16 protein-coding genes and 6 pseudogenes are annotated in these 22,641 nt (G+C 56.2%); 19 read left to right on the top strand and 3 right to left on the bottom strand.

Translation table 11 applies throughout. The annotated features are described in order from the left end of the window. The first annotated feature begins 42 nt into the window (after positions 1-42). From O1V66_RS19830 to O1V66_RS19810, 5 genes are all read left to right on the top strand, one after another. Positions 43-789: a glutamine amidotransferase gene (locus O1V66_RS19830; RefSeq protein ID WP_045049054.1), complete on the top strand. Its 747-nt coding sequence runs from the start codon at positions 43-45 to the stop codon at positions 787-789. A gap of 256 nt (positions 790-1,045) precedes the next feature. Further along, a complete protein-coding gene (locus tag O1V66_RS19825; RefSeq protein WP_045049053.1) occupies positions 1,046-2,011 on the top strand; it encodes a TerC family protein in 966 nt (321 codons plus the stop codon). A gap of 145 nt (positions 2,012-2,156) precedes the next feature. Then, complete coding sequence (locus O1V66_RS19820) at positions 2,157-2,771, top strand: hypothetical protein (protein ID WP_045049052.1); 615 nt, start codon at positions 2,157-2,159, stop codon at positions 2,769-2,771. Positions 2,772-2,872: 101 nt separating this feature from the next. After that, entirely contained in the window at positions 2,873-3,829 is a 957-nt protein-coding gene (locus tag O1V66_RS19815) for a hypothetical protein (protein ID WP_269127970.1), read from the top strand. A 208-nt stretch (positions 3,830-4,037) separates the two neighbouring features. Continuing rightward, positions 4,038-4,955 (top strand): nucleoside hydrolase, encoded by a 918-nt coding sequence (locus O1V66_RS19810; protein WP_045049050.1) that lies wholly within the window; start codon positions 4,038-4,040, stop codon positions 4,953-4,955. 47 nt (positions 4,956-5,002) lie between these two features. Here O1V66_RS19810 and mgtA read toward each other — a convergent pair. After that, positions 5,003-7,716: pseudogene (gene mgtA, locus O1V66_RS19805) on the bottom strand (magnesium-translocating P-type ATPase). A 448-nt stretch (positions 7,717-8,164) separates the two neighbouring features. Between mgtA and treB the strand changes: the two are divergent. The 14 genes and pseudogenes from treB to O1V66_RS19735 all read left to right on the top strand — a co-directional run bounded on the left by treB (position 8,165) and on the right by O1V66_RS19735 (position 21,172). Then, positions 8,165-9,586, top strand: a complete 1,422-nt coding sequence (gene treB / locus O1V66_RS19800) for a PTS trehalose transporter subunit IIBC (RefSeq protein WP_045049048.1) — start codon at positions 8,165-8,167, stop codon at positions 9,584-9,586. Between the two features lie 194 nt (positions 9,587-9,780). After that, a pseudogene (gene nrdD / locus O1V66_RS19795) lies at positions 9,781-11,699 on the top strand (anaerobic ribonucleoside-triphosphate reductase). A 4-nt stretch (positions 11,700-11,703) separates the two neighbouring features. Continuing rightward, positions 11,704-12,168 carry an anaerobic ribonucleoside-triphosphate reductase-activating protein gene (gene nrdG, locus O1V66_RS19790; protein ID WP_045049047.1) on the top strand — a complete coding sequence of 155 codons (465 nt, stop codon included), beginning with the start codon at positions 11,704-11,706 and terminating at the stop codon, positions 12,166-12,168. Between the two features lie 198 nt (positions 12,169-12,366). Beyond that, positions 12,367-13,093: pseudogene (gene phnF, locus O1V66_RS19785) on the top strand (phosphonate metabolism transcriptional regulator PhnF). After that, positions 13,093-13,536, top strand: coding sequence for a phosphonate C-P lyase system protein PhnG (gene phnG, locus O1V66_RS19780; protein ID WP_045049046.1), 444 nt, complete (start codon positions 13,093-13,095; stop codon positions 13,534-13,536). Before phnF ends, phnG begins: the two are co-directional and overlap by 1 nt. Positions 13,537-13,538: 2 nt before the next feature. After that, entirely contained in the window at positions 13,539-14,120 is a 582-nt protein-coding gene (phnH, locus tag O1V66_RS19775; protein ID WP_045049045.1) for a phosphonate C-P lyase system protein PhnH, read from the top strand. Further along, positions 14,120-15,221 (top strand): annotated as a pseudogene (locus O1V66_RS19770) (carbon-phosphorus lyase complex subunit). The gene phnH and the pseudogene O1V66_RS19770 overlap by 1 nt, the downstream one beginning before the upstream one ends. After that, complete coding sequence (locus O1V66_RS19765) at positions 15,211-16,101, top strand: alpha-D-ribose 1-methylphosphonate 5-phosphate C-P-lyase PhnJ (protein WP_045049043.1); 891 nt, start codon at positions 15,211-15,213, stop codon at positions 16,099-16,101. Before O1V66_RS19770 ends, O1V66_RS19765 begins: the two are co-directional and overlap by 11 nt. Then, positions 16,098-16,865 (top strand): phosphonate C-P lyase system protein PhnK, encoded by a 768-nt coding sequence (gene phnK / locus O1V66_RS19760; protein WP_045049042.1) that lies wholly within the window; start codon positions 16,098-16,100, stop codon positions 16,863-16,865. The genes O1V66_RS19765 and phnK overlap by 4 nt, the downstream gene beginning before the upstream one ends. A 20-nt stretch (positions 16,866-16,885) precedes the next feature. Next, a complete protein-coding gene (gene phnL, locus O1V66_RS19755) occupies positions 16,886-17,596 on the top strand; it encodes a phosphonate C-P lyase system protein PhnL (RefSeq protein ID WP_045049041.1) in 711 nt (236 codons plus the stop codon). Then, positions 17,593-18,744, top strand: coding sequence for an alpha-D-ribose 1-methylphosphonate 5-triphosphate diphosphatase (phnM, locus tag O1V66_RS19750; RefSeq protein ID WP_045049040.1), 1,152 nt, complete (start codon positions 17,593-17,595; stop codon positions 18,742-18,744). The genes phnL and phnM overlap by 4 nt, the downstream gene beginning before the upstream one ends. After that, on the top strand, positions 18,744-19,316 hold the full coding sequence (gene phnN / locus O1V66_RS19745; protein WP_045049039.1) for a ribose 1,5-bisphosphokinase: 573 nt from the start codon (positions 18,744-18,746) through the stop codon (positions 19,314-19,316). The genes phnM and phnN overlap by 1 nt, the downstream gene beginning before the upstream one ends. Positions 19,317-19,450: 134 nt before the next feature. Then, positions 19,451-20,891 (top strand): annotated as a pseudogene (locus tag O1V66_RS19740) (non-oxidative hydroxyarylic acid decarboxylases subunit C). Between the two features lie 20 nt (positions 20,892-20,911). Continuing rightward, complete coding sequence (locus tag O1V66_RS19735; protein WP_277619541.1) at positions 20,912-21,172, top strand: non-oxidative hydroxyarylic acid decarboxylases subunit D; 261 nt, start codon at positions 20,912-20,914, stop codon at positions 21,170-21,172. Positions 21,173-21,186: 14 nt separating this feature from the next. Here the strand turns inward: O1V66_RS19735 and O1V66_RS19730 are convergent, their stop codons facing one another. Continuing rightward, complete coding sequence (locus O1V66_RS19730) at positions 21,187-22,071, bottom strand: LysR family transcriptional regulator (protein WP_045049037.1); 885 nt, start codon at positions 22,069-22,071, stop codon at positions 21,187-21,189. Further along, positions 22,068-22,504, bottom strand: a pseudogene (locus O1V66_RS19725) (YhbP family protein). Before O1V66_RS19725 ends, O1V66_RS19730 begins: the two are co-directional and overlap by 4 nt. Between the last annotated feature and the right edge of the window lie 137 nt (positions 22,505-22,641).

Here is a 22,641-nt window from a genome sequence, read left to right as displayed (position 1 = left end):
GCCGATCGCCAGCCTGTGGCTAAACTTATTCAAGGAGTCAGCATGAATCAATCCGACCTGAAACCGCTGCTAATTCTTCAAACCGGACAGGCACCCGAGCCTATTCGCGCGTTGCACGGCAATTTTCCGCAGATGTTTATTCGTCAGGGAAATATCGACAGTCAGCAGGTCATCGTCATTGATTTGCAGGCCGGTGAGCGCCCGCTTCCTCCGCATCACTACGCCGGTGCGGTAATTACCGGTTCGCGTAGCATGGTGACGGAACATCTCGAGTGGAGCGAATATGCCGCCGACTGGATCCGGCAGGCGATGCTGCTTGATCTGCCGATGCTGGGCGCCTGCTACGGCCACCAGCTGATGGCTTACGCGCTCGGCGGCGAGGTCGGTTATCATCCGCAGGGCATTGAAGTCGGTACCGAAGAGATTGAACTGCTGCCCGCTGCGGCGCACGACCCTTGGGTTTCGGGTCTGCCTGCGCGTTTCAATGCCAACCTGATTCATCTGCAAACCGTGCTGCAAGCCCCCGCCTGCGCCACCGTGCTGGCAAAATCGGCCCACGATCCGCACCAGATCCTGCGTTATGGTCCCAACGCGGTCAGTACCCAGTTTCATCCCGAATTCAGCGCGGCAATCATGAAAACCTATCTGCCGTGGCTCGACCAGCAGGCAAGCGATGACCACGTCGATTATCTGGGCAAGCTGCAAAACATCGGCGAAACGCCGCTGAGCCAGGGATTGTTGCTGGCGTTCGTCGACTCGCTCGGCAAACAGCGCGCGCTGGCAGGATAATTGTCTAAATGTGTCAAGATTCTTGACGCCTGAAATACTTTGAATTATTTTTTAACGAGCAAAGGGGAGTAACTTCCTGCCGGTTAATCGTCAATACGGTGAGTCATCTCACCCGGTGACCGGGCGACTGAAATAGCCTGTTGTTTCAGTTGTAAGTGAGACCTTGCCGGAAGGCAAGGTTGGCTCGAAATTCGATAAAGAGCGGCTGACGTCTTCTGACGTTGGCCGTTTTTTTTACTTTTTCGAGGATTGGATAATGGAAAATTCCGTAGGAAGTCCGCTGTTGTGGGGCATCTTCGCGCTGGTCGTGGTGATTATGCTGGCAGTCGATATGCTGTTGCAGGGTCGCAAGGGTTCACAATCGATGACCATGAAGAGCGCCGCGCTGTGGTCGCTGCTCTGGGTGGGTCTTTCCCTGCTGTTTAACGCGGGTTTCTGGTGGTATCTCAACGGCGAATTCGGTCGCGAGGTGGCCGACAAGCAGGCGCTGGCCTTCCTGACCGGCTATCTGATTGAAAAGGCGCTGGCGGTGGATAACGTCTTCGTCTGGCTGATGCTGTTCAGCTATTTCGCCGTGCCTGCCAGCTTGCAGCGCCGCGTACTGGTTTACGGCGTATTGGGTGCCATTGTGCTGCGTACCGGCATGATTTTCGCAGGCAGCTGGCTGGTGGCGGAGTTTAGCTGGATCCTCTATCTGTTCGGCGCATTCCTGCTGTTCACCGGTATCAAGATGGCGCTGGCCAAAGAAGATGATGCGGCGGTCGGCGATAAACCGATTGTTCGCTGGCTGCGCGGCCATCTACGCATGACGGACGAGCTGTCGGGCGAGAAATTCTTCGTGCGTCGCAACGGGCTGCTTTACGCCACACCGCTGCTGCTGGTGTTGATTATGGTCGAGTTGAGCGACGTGATTTTTGCCGTCGACAGTATTCCGGCCATCTTTGCCGTCACCACCGATCCGTTTATCGTGCTGACTTCAAACCTGTTCGCGATTCTCGGCCTGCGTGCGATGTATTTCCTGCTGGCGAACGTCGCGGAACGCTTCTCGATGCTGAAATACGGTCTGGCTATCATCCTGATTTTTATCGGCGCGAAAATGCTGCTGCTCGATGTGGTGCATATTCCGGTCGGCATCTCACTGGGCGTTGTCGCCACTATTCTGGCCCTGACGCTGATTATCAATGCCTGGGTTAATTACCGTAACGACAAGGCACAGTCCTGATAACCGCGGGCGCGCTCCGGTGCGCCCGCGCTTTCTCCCCGTTTAACTTCGCCCCGCCATATCAAAAGCATCGTTTCCTGAGAGTATTGTGTAGCGATTTCGCATAGCCTGCGGGTTGGCCCTCTATTGATGAAAGGTGCATTCAATGACTCCGCTCACGGCAGGTTTATCCGTTCGCTCGACGGCGCTTTTAAAGCAGGTCGACCGCAATCCCTCAACCCGAAACATCAAGAAATTCATCAATAATATCAGTGAGGTTAAAAACAGGGGCGGCTGTCTGTTCTTTAGAAGCCGAAGAAGAAATGACTTTGTCAGCCATGACAAGACCGTCGACGATTTGCTGAAACTTAAATTCGGCCCCAATTTTTTCAGTAATCGAAAAATGAAGCTGATCGACAAGGCGATTGTCGAGAATAGCCAGGGCAGACCGCATTCACTCAAGAATTCCCGTCACATCGATACCGCTACGATGTACGAATTTTTAAGAAAATTTAATATCGACCCGCTTAATCAAAAGATGACGCTGCCCTCATCCTCCTCCTCGTTGAAAGAAAAAAATCAAATACAGACGCGGGCCGATGTTTACCAAACTCATGATCCCGACTGTGCGGGTCGTCCGGCCATTTCAACCTTCTATGACACACTCGGCGTCGCCGAGTCGCCCGCCGACACCTTGACCCCCATTACCGAAAATTTCGCGCAGGAAGTCATTAAGGATTGCAGCAAAATCTCGCTGGAGAGCGTCGTGCAAGAAGAATGAGACGCGTGTCGACGACGTTCTGAAATCATCGTTTTTCGAGAGTTTATTCAGAAAATACCTTCTAGGATCGCAAGTTCCAGGAAGGCTAAAAGGGAAAGACCATGACATTGATAAGCAGGGCGCTGACACATACCAATATGTTGTTCGACAAGGCGATGACCACGCAGTCCAGAAAAGACATCGCTAACTACATAAAAAACATCACGCTTTCCAAAAATAAACCCCACAGCTTTTTAGGCATGCTCGGGTTGAAGAAATCCATTGAATACGATCCTATCTCTCTCGCCAAACTGAGCGATCTTCGCGATCACTTAAAGCTCAACTTCGATCATCAGGATAAAAAACTGAATGCCGTGATCGACAAGCTGATGAGCCAGGCACCCTTGCATCTTGTGCAGAACCGCTTTGGCCCATTCTACGACGCACCTTTGCCTCGCGCCGTGTCGCAGCAAGCTACCTCTGCCGAGAAACCTCCTGCTGTCCGCACGCCCGAGCCGGAAGTGATTTTCATCAACACCAATTCCAAGCTGGAACAACGCTACCGATTTCTCGCCAACACCAGGAAATATCAGAGCCTGACCACGCCGGAACAACGCTGCAAATTGATGAGCGCCAACAACGTTATTATTCATCACGATAAAAACGCGGTCATCGTCGAGCCCAAGATTAACCTTTTCACCCACACGACCCTTCGTACCGACCAAAATACGCACCACTACAAAACGCTGGTCGAAAACGCACTCGAGTTTTCCAAAGCGTGCAAACTCAATATCGACGACACCCTCGATCAAATGTACAGGGCGTTGAAGCATGCCCATGTGAACACTGACAACGTGGTGATTGATTTCAAAGTGAAGGATATCGTTCGGGAAGCCTCTCTCAGGCACCCGCCGGGTTTGCAGTATGATCCCGTAGAAAGCTTTTTCGAAATCACTCTGAAAGCGCCGTTAATGAAAGATCCCGAACCGCTGGCGCGCCCCGTGTTTCATCGCAACGTAAACTCGCCGCTTCACGGATATCGGGCAGAAACGCGACGACACGTCGGACTCCGACAGTGAAATGCAAGATGCCTATCTGAAGAGTGAAAGAGACTTCGGCCAATTCACCGTCGTCAAACGCTTTGCCTATGTTTAACCGCGTTGAGTCTGCACCGGCTCACGCCTGCGCGAAGACACGCACAAAACGCATTGCACACGCGAAGCAAGGCGGCTAATTTTATAGCCCTTATGGCGGCAAAAACGCGCCTCCACGTTCGCAAGGTGACCTATGGCACGACATAAAATTATTCTCGACTGCGATCCGGGCGTCGATGACGCCATCGCCATTCTGCTGGCGCTGGCTTCGCCGCAGGAGATTGAACTGGTAGGAATCACCACGGTGGCGGGCAATGTTTCGCTGGCTCACACTGCCCGTAATGCTCGGCGGATTTGTGCGCTGGCGAAGCGCGAAGATATCCCTGTGTATGCCGGTTGCGCCCGTCCGATGCTTGAGGCCGAAGGTCGTGTTTCGACCGTGCACGGCTTTGAGGGTTTAGGTAACGTTACCCTGCCGGAAGCGGATTTTGCGCTGCAACCCGAACACGCCGTGGATTATATTATTCAGGCCATTCACACTGCACCCGGTGAAATTACGCTGTGCCCGATAGGTCCGATGACCAATATCGCGCTGGCTATCGTCAAAGATCCGACGATTGTGCCAAAGATAAAACAGCTGGTGTTTATGGGCGGCGCAGCATTCTGCCCGGGCAATAGCTCACCGGTTGCCGAATTCAATATTTATGTCGATCCCTGGGCTGCCCATGTGGTGCTGAGCGCCGGAATCAGGCAGGTGATGCTGGGGCTTGATGTCACGATGCAGGCGAAAATCACCGCCTCCTATCTTGATGATCTGCAAAAGAAAAGCCCGCTACTGGAAAGCGCTGCAGCCATGATGCGCAGCTATGGCGCGGGCGATCCTTGTCTGCATGATCCCTGTGTCATCGCGTGGCTTATCGATCCCACGCTGTTTAACGGCGTTGAAGGGCGTATCAGCGTAAGCTGCCAAGACGACCGCCATCGCGGGCAAACGCTGGTCGCCGTCAAGCCGCGCCATCTGCTCGGGCAGCAACCCAATATCACCGTGATAACCGAGGTCGATAATCCGCGCCTGCTCGAGATGCTGGCCGAACGTTTGGCGCGGCTGTAAACGTGAAACGGCCTCCGTGCTGGAGGCCGTCATACGCTCTTTCTGAATCACTGCCAGCCGTAACGACGGACAAAATAGCCTTTCACGCCCTGCGTCAGCACCATGTAGGCGGCGAGGATCAGAATCAGCCACGGGAAATACCCGAGCGGCAACGCCTGAAGCTGCAGGAATCCGGCGGCGGGCGAGAAAATCAGACCAATGCCGGTCACTACCACCAGCAGCGTCATGATGCACAGCGGCCATGAGGCGCGGCTCTGAATAAACGGCACTTTGCGGGTGCGGATCATATGCACGATCAGCGTTTGCGACAGCAGGCCTTCAATAAACCAGCCGGACTGGAACAACGTCTGCATTTCCGTGGTATTGGCCTTGAAAACCCACCACATCAGCGAAAACGTCAAAATATCGAATACGGAACTGATAGGGCCAAAGAACACCATAAAACGGCCGATGTCACCTGCGTTCCAGCGCTGCGGTTTGGCAAGCTGCTCCTCGTCGACGTTATCAAACGGAATGGCGACCTGCGAGACATCATAAATCAGATTCTGCACCAGCAGATGCAGGGGCAGCATCGGCAGGAAAGGCAGGAAAGCGCTCGCCACCAATACGCTGAACACATTGCCGAAGTTTGAACTGGCGGTCATTTTTATGTATTTCAGCATGTTGGCAAAGGTGCGACGCCCTTCTGTCACGCCCTGTTCCAGAACCATCAGGCTCTTTTCAAGCAGGATGATATCGGCCGCTTCCTTGGCGATATCCACCGCCGAATCTACCGAAATGCCAATATCTGCCGCCCGCAGCGCAGGTGCATCGTTGATGCCGTCGCCCATAAAACCGACGACATGGCCCTGATCGCGCAGCACACGTACAATGCGTTCTTTGTGCAGCGGTGCCAGCTTGGCAAAGACGCTGGTCGTGGCTGCCAGCGCGGCCAGGTTCTGTGTCGTTCAACACTTCGACTTCACTACCTACCACAATGCGCTCGACCGCCAATCCCACATCTGTGCAAATCTTGCGCGCCACCAGCGGATTGTCGCCGGTAAGGATTTTCACCGTCACGCCTTTGTTCTGCAAGGCTTTCAGGGCAGGCGCGGTACTCTCTTTCGGTGGATCGAGAAAGGCGATATAACCCGCGAGGATCAGACTGGATTCATCGGGCACCGCGTAATCCGGCGCACGTGCCGGCATAACTTTGTGCGCCACGGCGACAACGCGCAACCCCTGTTGATTGAGCTCGTCGGTAATGCCGCGAATGCGCGCCAGCAGCGCAGCGGTCAGCGGCACCGTTTGCCTGTCGAGCTGTACCTGGGTGCAGATAGACAGGATCTCTTCCAGAGCGCCCTTGCAGATCAACCGATGTTCATGCTCTCCCTCCGATACCACGACCGACATCCGACGGCGTTCGAAATCAAACGGGATCTCGTCTATCTTGATGGACGGATCCCTGCCCTCTTCCATCAATCGCGCTTCGGCGCTTTCGAGCACCGCCACGTCGAGCAGATTTTTCAGGCCGGTCTGATAATGGCTGTTCAGCCACGCGAGATGCAGTACATCGTCGCTCGGCGATCCGAGGACATCGGTATGACGCTCGAGAATGATTTTATCCTGCGTCAGCGTGCCGGTTTTATCGGTGCAGAGAATGTCCATCGCGCCGAAGTTCTGAATCGCGTCCAGATGTTTGACGATCACTTTCTGATGCGAGAGTTTTACCGCGCCTTTTGCGAGCGTGGAAGTCACGATCATCGGCAGCATCTCAGGGGTAAGCCCTACGGCCACCGACAGCGAAAACAGCGCCGCCTCCCACCAGTCGCCTTTTGTGTAGCCATTGATAAGCAACACGACCGGCGTCATCACCATCATAAAACGAATCAATAACCAGCTGACTTTACTGATGCCGCGCTGAAAGGCGTTGGGCTGCTCGTCTTGACGAATCACCCGTTCGGCGAGTTGGCCGAACCAGGTCTGCGCACCGGTCGAAATCACTATCGCCATCGCCGTACCGCTTATCACATTGGTGCCCATGAAGCACAGCGTGTCCTGCTCGAGCGGATCGCAATCCAGCGGCATACGGCTCACCGCCTGCTTTTCGACCGGCAGCGATTCACCGGTCAGCGCAGCCTGGCTGATAAACAGATCCTTGGCCGAGAGAATACGCAGATCGGCCGGGATCATGTCACCGGCGGAAAGTTTGACGATATCGCCGGGAACCAGTTGATTGATAACCAGCTCAAGGCTGTCGCTACGACCGCTGTGTGCATCGCTTCGCAGCACCGTGGCGGTATTGCTGACCATGGCTTTCAGCGCGTCGGCGGCTTTATTGGAACGGGCTTCCTGAATAAAGCGCATCAGGGTGGAAATCACCACCATGCTGCCGATAACCAGCGTCGCCTTCATATCTTCCGTCGCATAGGACACCGCCGCAAGAAGCGTCAGCAGCAGATTGAACGGATTACGATAGCAGATCCACAAATGCTGCCACCACGGCGCAGGTTGTTGATCGTCGGTCTGATTTGCGCCGACGCGTTCACGAATGGCTGCGGCTTCGGCCTCGGTCAGCCCTTCGAAATGGCTGTTGAATTGGGTATAAAGATCATCGGCACTGGCGCGTGCGCAGGCCTGGCAGTGCACGACAATAGAATGAGGCACCTCGTGGCTCGCGGCGGGACGGGCGTTTCTCCAGCATAGGCGAGCGATGAACAAGGCGACGTGGCAGAGTGCGGCTGAAGACGTCGAAGAGCCGTTGGGTCAATGTTTTGAACATAATGCATACCTTTCTCGCGCCCACGGCAAAGCATGACCTCGCTTTTTCGCCTACCACCCCAATAAAGGGCGCAGCATAAAGCTCGGCAAATAGCCGTAGAACAGCAAGTAACAGGCAGAGCGGCATGGGGAAATGCGCGCTGCTGCTTACCAGATTTAACCGGTAAGCAGCAGCGAAAAGGCGGGTGCTTACCGGATCATGACGGACTTACAGTGTCGGGGTCGGGATCCATAACAATATTCTCGGTAAGTGGAGTGATTTGCGGGGCGTATTGTGACCTAAACCGCGTTGTCTGTGCTGATCTCGATCAACTCAGTGGCCGAATCATACGCCTTAAAGTATTAACCGATGCTAAACCGCAGCCTATTGCCCGCCGTCACGTCGAGTGCAGGTTTTCAATCAGCCGTTATGCTTAGGTTTTAACCTTCAGGTCGAAGAGGCTGAAAAGATGAGTAAAATAAACCGACAGGATGTTGAAAGGCTGCTCGAATACGTTGGAGGCAGCGAGAATATCGCCTCCGTTACCCACTGTATTACCCGTCTGCGTTTTGCCCTGAATGATCCGGCGAAAGCCCGCCCCAAAGAGATTGAAAGCTTGTCCATGGTCAAAGGCTGCTTCACCAATGCCGGTCAGTTTCAGGTGGTGATAGGGCCGGAAGTCGACGATTACTATAAGGCTCTGCTCGAAATCTCCGGCCAGTCCACCGCCACCAAAGCACAGACAAAAGCGGTCGCGCGGCAGAACATGAATCTGTTCGAGCGCATTATCTCGCACATTGCCGAAATCTTTTTCCCGTTGTTACCGGCGCTTATCAGCGGCGGCCTGATTCTGGGTTTTCGCAACGTGATAGGCGACGTTCCCTTCAGTCATGGCCAAACACTGGTGCAGATGCACCCTATATGGAAAACGATTTATGATTTTGTCTGGCTGCTTGGTGAAGCCATCTTTATGTTCCTGCCGGTCGCCGTCTGCTGGTCGACGGTAAAAAAGCTCGGCGGCACCGAAATTCTCGGCATCGTACTCGGCATTACGCTGGTTTCTCCTCAATTGATGAATGCCTACCAATTAGGCCAGCAGACGCCGGATGTCTGGCGTTTTGGCTGGTTTACCATCGAGAAGGTCGGCTATCAGGCGCAGGTTATCCCGTCGATGCTGGCAGGGTTGACGCTGGCATGGATTGAAAATGCCTTGAAGAAAATTATTCCGAACTATTTACAGCTGGTTATCGTGCCCGTGGTTTCACTGCTGCTGGCCGTTTTCCTGGCGCATACGTTGATTGGGCCTTTTGGTCGCACGATTGGCAACGGCGTGGCCTGGGTGGTGAAAACCGTGATGACCGGCAGCTTTGCGCCCATTGGCGCGGCGGTCTTTGGTTTCCTGTATGCCCCGCTGGTGATTACCGGCGTGCATCAGACCACGCTGGCCATCGATATGCAGATGGTGCAAAGCACGGGCGGCACGCCGGTCTGGCCGCTCATCGCGCTGTCGAACATTGCGCAGGCCAGCGCAGTGCTGGCGATTGTGATTATCAGCCGTAAACATAACGAGCGCGAAATCTCCGTTCCGGCCACTATTTCGGCCTATCTCGGCGTGACGGAACCGGCGCTTTACGGCATCAATCTGAAATACCGTTTCCCGATGCTGTGCGGCATGACGGGATCCGCCCTCGCTGCGCTGCTTTGCGGTTTAAACAGCGTGACCGCCAATGGCATCGGCGTCGGGGGTTTACCCGCCATCCTGTCTATCAAAACGCAGTTCTGGGCGATTTATGGGGTAGCGACGCTGATTGCGATTCTGGTGCCTCTGCTGCTGACGCTATTCGTCTACAAGCGTAAACAGCGACGCGGCGAGTTTGCCAACGGCGTATGAAAAAGCGCGCACAGTGAGGCGATTTCAAGGCGTTCCGCCCATCGCCCGCTTCCTTGTTTCACGTCAATAAATCGTCCAAAAAGCAGGAGGTTTTATCTATATCTAGCGCATACAATGCTCACAAATCGCTACATATAGATATTCCTCCTACAAGGACGCACAGTGTGAAATCAGCCCTTCCTTCATTACCGGTCATTGGCCGATTTGCGCAAAGGCTGCGCGCATGGGCGCATCGCCGTGACCTGAAACGCGAACTGCACAGCCCGCTGAATCAGGACATTCGCGGCCTGGTGGAGCAAAGCAATCTCGCGTTACTGAATGAAAATGCCAATAAGGACAGCAAGGTCATTCCGACTCAGCGCGATCTTCTGGCGGGCATTGTCGCCAAACACTATGCCTGTCGGCAGATGTTGCCGCAGGATGTGGTGCAGGCGCACGAGCGCGGCGAAATTCACTATCATGACCTTGATTACGCGCCCTTTTTCCGATGTTCAACTGCATGCTGATTGACCTTGAAGGCATGCTTACTCGCGGATTCAAAATGGGCAACGCCGAGATTGATACCCCGAAATCCATCTCGACCGCCACCGCGGTAACCGCGCAGATCATAGCGCAGGTCGCCAGCCATATTTATGGCGGGACAACCATCAACCGCATCGATGAAATCCTTGCGCCCTTCGTCACTCTATCTTTTGAAAAGCATAAAAAAACGGCGCAGGAATGGCAGATTGCCGATGTTGAAACCTACGCGCGTCGGTTGACCGAAAAAGAGTGTTTCGATGCTTTTCAGTCGCTGGAATATGAAGTGAACACGCTGCATACCGCCAATGGTCAAACGCCGTTTGTGACCTTTGGTTTCGGGCTGGGAATGAGTTGGCCGTCGCGCCTGATTCAACAGGCTATCTTGCGCAATCGCCTTGCGGGCCTTGGCAAGAATCGTAAAACGGCGGTCTTTCCCAAGCTGGTATTCGCCATCCGCGACGGCGTCAATCACAAGGCGGGCGACGCCAACTACGATATCAAACAGTTGGCGCTTCACTGTGCCAGCAAACGGATGTATCCAGATATTCTCAATTACGATCAGGTGGTCAAGGTCACCGGGTCGTTCAAGACGCCGATGGGCTGTCGCAGTTTCCTCGGCGTTTACGAACAACAGGGCGAAATGATTCACGACGGGCGCAACAATATCGGCGTGATTAGCCTGAATCTGCCGCGCATTGCATTGGAAGCCAAAGGCGATGAAAAGGCATTCTGGACACTGCTGGACCAACGCCTTTCAATGGCGAGAAAAGCCCTGATGACCCGTATTGCGCGGCTTGACGGCGTGAAAGCCCGCGTCGCCCCCATTCTGTATATGGAAGGGGCCTGCGGCGTGCGATTGCAGCCCGACGATGAAATAAGCGAAATCTTCAAACACGGCCGCGCCTCCATTTCACTGGGTTATATCGGCATACACGAAACCCTGAACGCGTTGTATGGCGGCGCAGAACATCCCTTCGATGCCCACATGTCAAGAGTCAAAGCCGTGGCGATTGTCGGCTATCTCAAGGCCGCCACCGAACGCTGGAAAGAGGAAACCGGCTACGGATTTAGCCTTTACAGCACGCCCAGCGAAAATCTGTGCGATCGATTTTGCCGTCTCGACGCCGCCGAATTCGGCGTCATCAAAGGCGTAACCGACAAAGGCTATTACACCAACAGTTTCCATCTCGACGTCGAAAAACGGGTCAATCCCTATGAAAAACTCGATTTCGAAGCGCCCTTTCCGCCCATAAGCGACGGCGGTTTTATCTGTTACGGCGAATACCCGAATCTGCAACACAACCTCAAGGCGCTGGAAGATGTCTGGGATTACAGCTACTCGCGCGTGCCCTATTACGGCACCAATACGCCCATCGACGAGTGCTATCAGTGTGGTTTCAGCGGCGAGTTTACCTGCACCAGCAAGGGCTTCACCTGCCCGAAATGCGGCAACCACGATGCGGCCAGAGTGTCGGTCACGCGGCGAGTCTGCGGTTATCTCGGCAGCCCCGACGCGCGGCCTTTCAACGCGGGCAAACAGGAAGAAGTCAAACGCCGGGTCAAACATCTCGGCAACGGAGAAATAGGGTAATCCAATGAATTTTCATGACTATTATCCCGTCGATGTCGTCAACGGGCCTGGCACGCGCTGCACGCTGTTTGTCTCGGGCTGTGAGCATCAGTGTCGCGGTTGCTACAACCAGAGTACCTGGCAGCTGGCATCCGGCAGGCCATTTACCCAGGTCATGGAGGAGCGGATTATTGCCGATTTGCAGGACACCCGAATCCCGCGTCAGGGGCTGTCGCTGTCGGGCGGCGACCCCCTGCATCCACAAAATCTGGCTGCCATCAACCGCCTGCTCGAACGCATCGCACAGGAGTGTGTCGGCAAAGATATCTGGCTGTGGACCGGTTATCGCATGAGCGAACTGAGCGCGGATCAACGCAAGACCATCGCGCGGATTAACGTGTTGATCGACGGGAAATTTGTCAAGGAACAGCATGATCCCGCGCTTATCTGGCGGGGTAGCAGCAATCAGATAATCTGGCATCTGCGCTAATTCCGCCCTCCGCATTCTTCACTTTTCTGCAATCCGCGCTTCACCGAACTGTCATTTACCCCCTGCAAGATGATGCCAACGTCGAACCGAGGTTGACATCATGCCGCAATTTACCGCCATTCCGCGCGTTATTTTCTCTTGCCCAGGCAGGGTCGCCAATCTCGTACACGTCACTCCGTCAGCGAGGTATTCATTGTGATTAACTTATCTAGACATCCGACCAGTTACCCGACGCGCTATCAGCAGATTGCCGCGCAGCTCGAGCATGAACTGCGCAGTCACTATCGCTGCGGCGACTATCTGCCGCCGGAAAACCAGCTTGCCGAACGTTTTGACGTCAATCGCCACACGCTGCGCCGTGCGGTGGATGAACTGGTCGAACCGCGGCTGGCTTCAGCGTCGACAGGGAATCGGCACGCTGGTGCTGATGCGCCCGTACGACTATCCCCTGCATTCGCAGGCGCGGTTCAGCCAGAACCTGCTGGATCAGGGCAGTCATCCCACCAGCGAACTGCTGCTGGCGGTGATGCGCCCCTGCACGGAGCATGTCGCTACGGCCCTCGGCAAGCAGGAAGGCGATACCGTCATTCATCTGCGCACCCTGCGCCGTGTGAATAATGTGCCAGTGTGCGTTATTGACCACTATCTGCCGGATCTCGACTGGTGGTCTGCGCTTCAGCATTTTCGCAGCGGCTCGCTGCATGATTTTATCGCCCACGAACTCAAGCAGCCGCTAAGCCGTCGCTCGACTCGGATCAACGCCCGCCGCGCGCTGGCAAAAGAGAGCAAGCTCCTGGAGATAGTCCCGCAGGCTCCGCTGCTTTGCGTGCGTACCCTCAACATTTGTGACAGCAACGGCAGCCTTGCGGAATATTCCGTCAGTCTGACGCGTGCCGACATGATTGAACTGACCATGGAGCATTAATGGACGCCTTGCAAACCCGTCGACGCTGGATGTCGGTGCTGGCGCACAGTCAGCCGCAGGAGCTGCTGGAACACTGGCAGCCGCTGAATCTCAGCCCCACCTTTGAACCTATACGTCCGCCGGAAACCGGTCTGACCCAGTTGCAGGGCCGTATGGGCGGTACCGGCAAGCGCTTCGTGATGGGCGACATGACGGTTACCCGCGCCGTTATCCAGCTTGCCTCCGGCGTGTATGGCTACAGCTATGTGCGCGGTCGCGACAAGGATCACGCCGAACTTTGCGCCGTCCTCGATGCGCTGTTACAGGTAGCGGGAATGGACGAACTCTTGCACAAACGCGTTATTGCGCCGCTGGCCGCCCGTCAGCAGGCGCGTCGCGAAGCCAGGGCGCGGCAGGTTGCGTCCAGCCGCGTCGATTTCTTTACTCTGGTTCGGGGAGAATAATCATGTCACTTGTTGCCAGCTTTCAGCATCCTGTTGCCGATGCCCAATACAGTTTCCGCCGCATTCTCAAGGCGTTGAGTGAACCGGGCACCGTGGTACAACTGCCCGCCATGCCGGGCTTCGGCCTGCTCGACTCCGCCAGCGCCTGCGTTCTATTGACCCTTATCGACCGCGACACGCCGCTCTGGATCAGTGCGCAGCTTGACGACGAGATCCTGCGAAAGAACCTGCGTTTCCATACCGGCGCGATGCTTACCGACGATCCGGGCAGCGTCAGCTTTGCGCTGGCCAATACGTCACTCGACAGCGCCACCCTGCTCGCCTTCCCGTGCGGTGATGAAATGTCGCCGGAGCTGGCGACCAGCGTGATAGTGCAGGTGGATTCTCTCGAGGGCGGCGAACCTTTGCGCCTGAGCGGGCCGGGTATCGAGCAATCACGCATTGTCGCGCCGCAGTTGCCGCAATCCGTCAGAGACTATCTGCTGCATCGTCCGCACCGCTTTCCGTTGGGGCTGGATTTCATGATAACCCACGGTGAGCAGTTGCTCGCCCTGCCGCGCACCAGCCGCGTGGAGGCCTGCTAATGTACGTCGCTGTCAAAGGGGGCGAAAAAGCCATCGAGGCCGCCCATGAACTGCTGGCCCACCAGCGCCGCGGCGACACGCAGGTGCCCGAGATCGAGGTGGATCAGATAGCGCAGCAGCTTGAGCTGGCCGTGGATCGCGTGATGAGCGAAGGCGGTATTTACGATCCGCAGCTTGCCGCGCTGGCTATCAAGCAATCCTCCGGTGATCTTGTGGAAGCCATTTTTCTGCTGCGCGCCTATCGGACTACGCTACCGCGTCTGGCAACCAGCGAGCCGCTGAATACGGCCGGGATGCGTCTGGAACGGCGCGTGTCGGCGATTTACAAGGATCTGCCGGGCGGTCAGGTATTGGGGCCGACTTACGACTATACCCATCGCCTGCTCGACTTTGCGCTGCTGGCCGAAGGGTTGCCCCCTGCCGCGCCCGAAGCGGACGACACCCTGCCGGGATCCTGCGCCCACGTTTTCGACCTGCTGGCCAGTCAGCAACTGGCCGTGCTCGAAGAGGACGACGGCAGCGAACCTGCCGATATCACCCGCACACCGCCCGTCTATCCGGCTACGCGTGCCGCAAGATTGCAGCAATTGGTGCGCGGTGACGAAGGATTCCTGCTGGCTCTAAGTTACTCCACCCAGCGCGGTTATGGCCGCACACACCCGTTTGCCGGTGAAATCCGCACGGGATGGCTGACGGTCGAGATAGTGCCCGAAGAGCTGGGTTTTGCCATCGATATCGGCGAAATCCTGCTGACCGAATGTGAAATGGTCAATGGATTCGTTACGCCGGAAGATAAACCGCCGCACTTCACCCGAGGTTACGGGCTGGTGTTTGGACGAGCCGAACCGCAAGGCGATGTCGATGTCGCTGGTGGACCGCGCGCTGCAAACCACAGAGCACAATGAGCAGGTTCGCAGCCCCGCACAGGACGAAGAATTCGTGCTGTCGCATGCCGATAACGTCGAGGCCGCCGGTTTTGTCTCGCACCTGAAACTGCCGCATTACGTCGACTTCCAGGCCGAACTGGAGCTGTTACAGCGCCTGCGCGAATCCGCTGCAGAAAAGGCGATGATGAAGGGGAAATCCTCCGATGAAAACTAGTCAAAAGCGCCTCGGTCAGACAACGGTCACGGGCTACAATCCGGGTTATCTGGACGAGCAGACCAAGCGCATGATCCGCCGCGCCATTCTCAAAGCCGTGGCTATCCCGGGTTATCAGGTGCCGTTTGCGGGGCGTGAAATGCCGATGCCCTACGGCTGGGGTACCGGCGGTATTCAGCTTACCGCGAGCGTGATCGGTCAGGACGACGTGTTGAAGGTTATCGATCAGGGCGCGGACGACACCACCAACGCCGTATCGATCCGCCGCTTTTTCAAGAATGTGGCCGCCGTTGAAACCACTGAAAAAACCCGTGACGCGACCTTGATCCAGACCCGCCACCGCATTCCCGAAACGCCGCTGCACGAGGATCAGATTCTTGTCTATCAGGTGCCGATTCCAGAACCGCTGCGCTTTATCGAACCCCGCGAAACCGAAACGCGAAAAATGCACGCGCTGGAAGAGTACGGCGTGATGCAGGTGAAACTTTACGAAGATATCGCGCGCTTCGGCCATATCGCCACGACGTACGCCTATCCGGTCAAGGTTAACGATCGCTACGTGATGGATCCTTCGCCTATTCCGAAATTCGATAACCCGAAGATGAACATGATGCCTGCATTGCAACTGTTCGGCGCGGGTCGCGAAAAGCGTATCTATGCCCTGCCGCCGTTTACCAAAGTCGAAAGTCTGGATTTCGAGGATCACCCTTTTACCGTTCAGAAATGGGATCAACCGTGCGCGATTTGCGGATCGCACGATAGCTATCTCGATGAGGTGGTGCTCGACGACCTCGGCAACCGGATGTTTGTCTGCTCCGATACCGACTACTGCGCCCAACGGGGCGCAACCGCATCTTCACAGGAGAACGGACCGCAATGAATCCGCTACTTTCGGTTGAAAATCTGACCCATTTATATGCGCCGGGCAAAGGCTTCAGCGACGTGTCCTTCCAGATCCATCCCGGCGAAGTGCTGGGGATAGTCGGTGAATCGGGATCGGGCAAGACCACGCTGCTGCACGCGATTTCAGGCCGCCTTGCCCCGCAGCAGGGACGGGTGATTTATGACAACGGCGTGCAGTCCGCGCAGTCGCTGTACGCGATGGCGGAGAGCGATCGCCGCCGCCTGCTGCGTACAGACTGGGGCGTAGTGCATCAGCATCCGATGGACGGCCTGCGTCGTCAGGTGTCGGCGGGCGGCAATATCGGCGAGCGGCTGATGGCTATCGGCGAACGCAATTATGCCCATATTCGCAAGCAGGCCGGTCAGTGGCTGGAAGACGTCGAGATCCCGATTTCGCGTCTTGACGACCTGCCGACCACTTTTTCCGGCGGAATGCAGCAGCGCCTGCAAATCGCCCGCAATCTGGTGACCCATCCACGCCTGGTCTTTATGGATGAACCCACCGGCGGACTGGACGTGTCGGTGCAGGCCCGCCTGCTGGATCTGCTGCGCACGCTGGTGGTGGAAATGCGGCTCGCCGTGGTGATTGTGACCCACGATTTGGGCGTGGCGCGGCTGCTGGCCCACCGCTTGCTGGTGATGAAACAGGGTCAGGTGGTGGAAAGTGGGTTAACCGATCGCGTACTCGACGATCCGCATCACCCTTATACCCAGTTGCTCGTGTCCTCCGTTTTGTCCTGAATCCATGATGAGAAAATGCCATGACAATCAGACTTAAGGTCGAAAAACTCGGCAAGACATTTGTCTTGCACAATCAGCAGGGCATCCGGCTGCCGGTCTTTTCCGACGCCAACCTCGAAGTGAACGCCGGGGAGTGCGTGGTGCTGCACGGCCATTCAGGTAGCGGGAAATCTACCCTGCTGCGCTCGCTTTACGGCAATTATCTGCCCGACAGCGGCCAAATCTGGGTCAGGCACGGCGAGCAGTGGGTAGACATGGTCAGTGCGCAGGCCAGAGAGATTCTCGAGGTACGCCGCCACAGCGTCGGCTGGGTCAGTCAGTTCCTGCGCGTTATCCCGCGAATTAGCGCGCTCCAGCTGGTCATGCAACCGCTGGTCGAGCTGGGCGTGGCCAAAGCCGAGGCGGAGCAGCGCGCCGCTGCCTTGCTACAGCATCTCAATGTGCCGGAACGCCTCTGGCCGCTTGCGCCGTCGACCTTTTCCGGAGGAGAACAGCAGCGGGTAAACATCGCCCGTGGCTTTATTGTCGATTATCCCGTGCTGCTGCTCGATGAACCGACCGCCTCGCTGGATGCAACAAACCGCGCGGCCGTGGTCGCGCTGATTGAACAGGCCAAGGCGCGCGGTGCCGCCGTGGTCGGTATTTTCCATGATGAAGACGTGCGTGCGCGTGTCGCGGATCGTCTGCACGTCATGACCCCGGAACTGGCCAATGCGGAGAAAATGGCATGATTATTACGAACGTCAATCTGGTGTTGGCAAATGAAACGGTAAAGGGATCGATTGAGGTAAAAGAAGGGGTTATCGCGTCATTTTCCGATAATTCCAGTCAGCTTTCACAGGCTCTCGACGCAGAAGGCGCCTGGCTGATGCCCGGCTTTGTCGAACTGCATACCGATAATCTGGACAAGTTTTTTACTCCGCGTCCGAAGGTCGACTGGCCTGCCCATTCGGCGATGAGCAGCCATGACGCGCTGATGGTTGCCAGCGGCATTACGACGGTGCTGGACGCCATCGGGGTTGGCGACGTGCGCGACGGCGGCCATCGCCTAGATAATTTGCAGAAAATGATCGATGCGGTGATCAACAGCCAAAAGGCCGGATTGAATCGCGCCGAACATCGACTGCATCTGCGCTGTGAACTGCCGCATGAAACCACCCTGCCGCTGTTCGAACAGCTGATGACGCAGTCCGGCGTGTCGCTGGTGTCGTTGATGGACCATTCGCCGGGTCAGCGCCAGTTTTCCACGCCGCAGAAATATCGCGAATATTATCAGGGAAAATATCAGCTTAACGATCAGGAGATGGAAGCGTTCCAGCATGAACAGATGGAGAATTCCCGCCGCTGGGCGCAGCCGAACCGGATAGCGATTGCCGCGCACTGTCGTGAACGTGGCATCGCGCTTGCCAGCCATGACGACGCGACCGCCGCCCACGTTTTGGAATCCAGGGCGCTGGGCAGCGTGATTGCCGAATTCCCGACTACAGAAGAAGCGGCACGGGCCTCGCGCGCAGAAGGACTGCAAGTGTTGATGGGTGCGCCCAATATCGTGCGGGGCGGCTCGCATTCCGGCAATGTGGCGGCAAAAGATCTGGCATCGCTCGGCCTGCTTGATATTCTCTCTTCCGACTATTATCCCGCCAGCCTGCTGGATGCCGTGTTTCGCATCGCCAAAGATGACAGCAATGCATTGACGCTGCCGCAGGCAGTGGCGCTGGTCACGCGAAATCCGGCACAGGCGCTGGGGCTGGAAGACAGAGGCGTGATTGCCGAGGGGAAACGCGCAGATCTACTACTGGCACGCGCACATGACCCGCATCACTATGTGCAGAACCACTACGTGCAAAACGTCTGGCGTCAGGGAATACAGATATTCTGATGGCAAAACTGGTCTATGTTGTGGGGGCGTCGGGGTCGGGCAAAGACAGCCTGCTCGACGCGCTGCGGGAGAAAACGCCGCCGGCCTTGCTGGTGGCGCACCGCTATATCACGCGTCCGGCACATGCCGGTGCAGAGAATCACATTGCGCTGAGTCACAGCGAGTTTGCCCTGCGTCAGTCGCGCGGCCTTTTTGCGCTCGACTGGCAGGCGCATGAAACGCGCTACGCGCTGGGTATTGAAATCGACCTGTGGATGCAACAGGGTTTTACCGTGGTAGTCAACGGCTCACGGGCGCATCTGCCCGAGGCGCTGGCACGCTATGGCGATGCGCTGCTTCCGGTGTATCTGCATGTGTCGCCCGAGGTGTTGGCAGAGCGGCTCAAGGCACGCGCAAGGGAATCCTCCATCGAAATCGAACAGCGCCTGCGCCGAGCGGCCGAGTATCAACAAGGTCTGCCCGCGACGTGTCGACGGTTGAACAACGATGGCGATTTGCACGACACGCTTGCGAACCTGATGGACGTGTTGCAGCAGGCGCAGTGTCTGGCGCACCGCGTTTCCCTCGCCTGAGCCTTAAAGGTGTATGACCGCCGTCCTGCCCTGTGCCATACAAAAAAGCTATACCGCCGATCTTTTTAAGTCATGTTCCAAAGGCTCCGTGCCTCAGATAATCGAATAAAGTCTGGGTTAAAGGAGCCATAACCATGCCGTTTCACGATTTACGCAGTTATCTTGACGCGCTAGACGCACAGCAGCAGTTGCTGCACATCACCGAACCAGGTTACGCCGGAGCCGGACATTTCGGCCGCCGCCTGCGCCGCCGCCAAACTGGGCGACACCTCACCCGCGCTGCTGTTTGAAAATATTCTGGGTTACCACGATGCCCGAATCGCGATGAACGTTCACGGCTCGTGGCCGAATCTAGCTATCGCAATGGACATGCCGAAAAACACGCCGCTCAAGCAGCAGTTTTTCGAGTTCGTTCGCCGCTACCAGAATTATCCCGGCGAGGTCGAACACCGCGACAGCGCGCCGTGGCAGGAAACCATCATTGAGGATGAGATAAACCTGTTCGATATTCTGCCGCTGTTTCGTCTCAACCACGGCGACGGCGGTTTTTATATCGACAAGGCGAGCGTAGTCTCGCGCGATCCTTCCCTTGAAGGCGAAGCGCATGAAGCCAGCCAGAACGTGGGTATTTATCGCATTGAAGTGAAAGGTAAAAACCGTCTCGGGCTACAGCCTGTTCCGGCGCATGATATCGCGATTCATCTCCAGCGCGCCGAAGAGTTGGGCGTTGATCTGCCTATCGCCATTACTATCGGCAATGACCCGATGATAAGCACCGTCGGCGCGATGCCGATTCTCTACAACCAATCGGAATACGCAATGGCAGGCGCACTTAACGGCGTGCCTTATCCGGTGGTGAAGGCCGAACTGACCGGGCTTGACGTGCCGTGGGGGTCCGAATTCGTGCTTGAAGGCCGTATTCTGTCGCGGGTGCGGGAAGCCGAGGGGCCTTTTGGCGAATTTACAGGGCATTACTCGGGCGGTCGTCAGATGCCGGTGGTCGAGATAACCAAAGTGTCGCACCGCAAAAATCCCGTGTTCGAACATCTTTATCTCGGCATGCCTTGGACCGAAATCGACTACATGATGGGCATCAACACCTGCGCACCGCTGTATGTGCAGCTGAAAGAGGCCTTCCCCGAAGTGGTGGCGGTCAACGCGCTCTACACCCACGGGCTGGTGGTCATTGTGTCGACCAAAACCCGTTTCGGCGGTTTCGCCAAGGGAATTGGCATGCGCGTACTGACAACGCCGCACGGGCTGGGTTACGCCAAAATGGTTATTGTGGTCGACGAAACCATTGATCCTTTCAACCTGCCGCAGGTGATGTGGGCCATGTCGACCAAGTTTAATCCGCAATATGATCTGGTGACGGTTCCGGGCCTCTCTATTTTGCCACTCGACCCTGCATCGCAGCCTGCGGGCATGACCAGCAAGGTGATTATCGATGCCACCACGCCCAAGGCGCCGGAAGATCATGGGCACTTTTCGCAGGAACTGCGTGATCCTATCACCACAGACGTGTGGGTCGAGAAGCTGCAATCGATGATGCAAAACCCGGACAACCGCGATTAATTCAGGCAGGAGAAAAATGTATGAAACCCGAAAATATGAGCTTGCACCCTGAACGTTGCCCGCGCTGTGAGTCAGGCGGCCCGGAAGCCTTGAGTCATTCGCCTGTCAAAGGCGCATGGACGGTGTTCCACTGCAAGACCTGCTTTTTCACCTGGCGCAGTACCGAACCGGATTTCATTACCGATCCACAAAAATATAATCCGAACTTCAAGTTTTCACCGGCGGATATGGCTGACTTCGGCGTCATGCCCGCCGTTCCCGAACTGAAAACAAAGGGCTAATACCCGCTATCGGTTCAGGCGACAAAGGCGTCGATTACCGTTCGCAGCACCGTATGACAAGGGTGGGGCGAACGGTAGATCAACACGAGATCGTCGGCAACGGCGTCAAGTTCAGGCACCGGCAGCGTCAGTAGCGTCGACACCTCGTGATTTTCTTCCAGCATCGGCAACAAGCCTACGCCCATTCCCTGTTCGACCAGATATTTCATCATGGGTACATCCGAGGCATCAGCCAGAATCTGCGGTTTTAATCCGGCTTTTAGGAAAAACTGCATGACGTTGTCATACACGCCAAAGCCGGATTTACGCCGCATGACCACCAGCGGCCACTCGACGAGTTGCGTCAGCGTCACTTGCCTGTGGTGCGCCAGCGGCGAATCGGCAAGACACATCACGCGAAAACAGGCACGGGCCAGGGGTTGGATAGCCAAATCTTCATCGCGTGTGGTCAGCGGCAGATGCACCAGCGCGACGTCGATGCGCCGCCTGTCCAGCAACTCCTCCAGATAGCCCGTATCGCCCTGTTGCAGGGAAAAGCCGAGATGAGGATGTTCGCTTTTAAGTCGTTTCATTGCGGCAGCCACGCGAGGAATGCCCATCGATACGGTGCCGATGCGCACCACACCGCGATCGCCCTCGCCAAAGGCCTGCATCTCTTCGTCGATTTCGCTCGCCATTTGCAGCAGATCGCTGGCGCGGCGATAAAGATAGGTCCCGGCTTCGGTGGGCGTCATGCCACGGCTTGAGCGGTCAAACAGTTTAACGCCCCACTCGTCTTCCAACTGATGCAACGCTTTGCTAAGCGGCGGCTGGGCGATAAACAGCACGTCGGAAGCCGCCGAAATTGACCCATGTTCACAAACGGCCTTGAAGTAACTCAACGGCTTCAGTTTGATCATGGCTCCCGCTTCCACCACAGTTTGGTGCCAAACCCCAGCGTATTGTCGGTCATCTTGATGTCATCCAGCGCCAACTGCCAGACAGGCGCTTTCATGGAGGCGGCGATGGGAAACTGTTTGCAGTACAGCGCACGCGCACGTTCATCTTCTTCACCCTGTAAAATCGTGGCGCGACCGCGATACTGAATCCCCTGAATCAGGGCAATATTTTCGGGCTGGGTCGCAATCGTGCCGACGATTTGGGGTTTTTCGCCATCAGTGCGCCGTGCAGCGTTTTAAGTTCAGTCATGAAATACAGACACATCGGGTCGGCATCCGTCACATAAAAGCAGTTGGCGCTCCACAGCTGGTCTTCGGCCTGCGCGCACAGCGCCAGCACGTGGTTATCGCCCAGAAAGCGGCGAATTATCTCGATATCGTTAGCGTCGTTCATGTCCGGCTCCGAAAAAGGGGAGTCCAGTTTAGCGCGATGTCAGACAAGTTAAAGTCCGAGGTTTTGCGGATGATGCGGTTTTGCTTCACTTATTCAAAAGGCTGTGGGTTAATCTGCTCTATCGTTCGATTCGCCAG

It is taken from the genome of Rouxiella chamberiensis, assembly GCF_026967475.1.
Classification (GTDB): Bacteria; Pseudomonadota; Gammaproteobacteria; order Enterobacterales; family Enterobacteriaceae; genus Rouxiella; species Rouxiella chamberiensis.
The sequence above is the reverse complement of the archived record's forward strand: the minus strand, read 5'-3'. Positions and strand labels throughout refer to the sequence as shown.

What these genes read in the sequence shown, in the direction of transcription:
- O1V66_RS19830 (WP_045049054.1), top strand. Translation starts at nt 43, where the DNA reads ATGAATCAATCCGACCTGAAACCGCTGCTAATTCTTCAAACCGGACAG.
- O1V66_RS19825 (WP_045049053.1), top strand. Translation starts at nt 1,046, where the DNA reads ATGGAAAATTCCGTAGGAAGTCCGCTGTTGTGGGGCATCTTCGCGCTG.
- O1V66_RS19820 (WP_045049052.1), top strand. Translation starts at nt 2,157, where the DNA reads ATGACTCCGCTCACGGCAGGTTTATCCGTTCGCTCGACGGCGCTTTTA.
- O1V66_RS19815 (WP_269127970.1), top strand. Translation starts at nt 2,873, where the DNA reads ATGACATTGATAAGCAGGGCGCTGACACATACCAATATGTTGTTCGAC.
- O1V66_RS19810 (WP_045049050.1), top strand. Translation starts at nt 4,038, where the DNA reads ATGGCACGACATAAAATTATTCTCGACTGCGATCCGGGCGTCGATGAC.
- treB (WP_045049048.1), top strand. Translation starts at nt 8,165, where the DNA reads ATGAGTAAAATAAACCGACAGGATGTTGAAAGGCTGCTCGAATACGTT.
- nrdG (WP_045049047.1), top strand. Translation starts at nt 11,704, where the DNA reads ATGAATTTTCATGACTATTATCCCGTCGATGTCGTCAACGGGCCTGGC.
- phnG (WP_045049046.1), top strand. Translation starts at nt 13,093, where the DNA reads ATGGACGCCTTGCAAACCCGTCGACGCTGGATGTCGGTGCTGGCGCAC.
- phnH (WP_045049045.1), top strand. Translation starts at nt 13,539, where the DNA reads ATGTCACTTGTTGCCAGCTTTCAGCATCCTGTTGCCGATGCCCAATAC.
- O1V66_RS19765 (WP_045049043.1), top strand. Translation starts at nt 15,211, where the DNA reads ATGAAAACTAGTCAAAAGCGCCTCGGTCAGACAACGGTCACGGGCTAC.
- phnK (WP_045049042.1), top strand. Translation starts at nt 16,098, where the DNA reads ATGAATCCGCTACTTTCGGTTGAAAATCTGACCCATTTATATGCGCCG.
- phnL (WP_045049041.1), top strand. Translation starts at nt 16,886, where the DNA reads ATGACAATCAGACTTAAGGTCGAAAAACTCGGCAAGACATTTGTCTTG.
- phnM (WP_045049040.1), top strand. Translation starts at nt 17,593, where the DNA reads ATGATTATTACGAACGTCAATCTGGTGTTGGCAAATGAAACGGTAAAG.
- phnN (WP_045049039.1), top strand. Translation starts at nt 18,744, where the DNA reads ATGGCAAAACTGGTCTATGTTGTGGGGGCGTCGGGGTCGGGCAAAGAC.
- O1V66_RS19735 (WP_277619541.1), top strand. Translation starts at nt 20,912, where the DNA reads ATGAAACCCGAAAATATGAGCTTGCACCCTGAACGTTGCCCGCGCTGT.
- O1V66_RS19730 (WP_045049037.1), bottom strand. Translation starts at nt 22,071, where the DNA reads ATGATCAAACTGAAGCCGTTGAGTTACTTCAAGGCCGTTTGTGAACAT.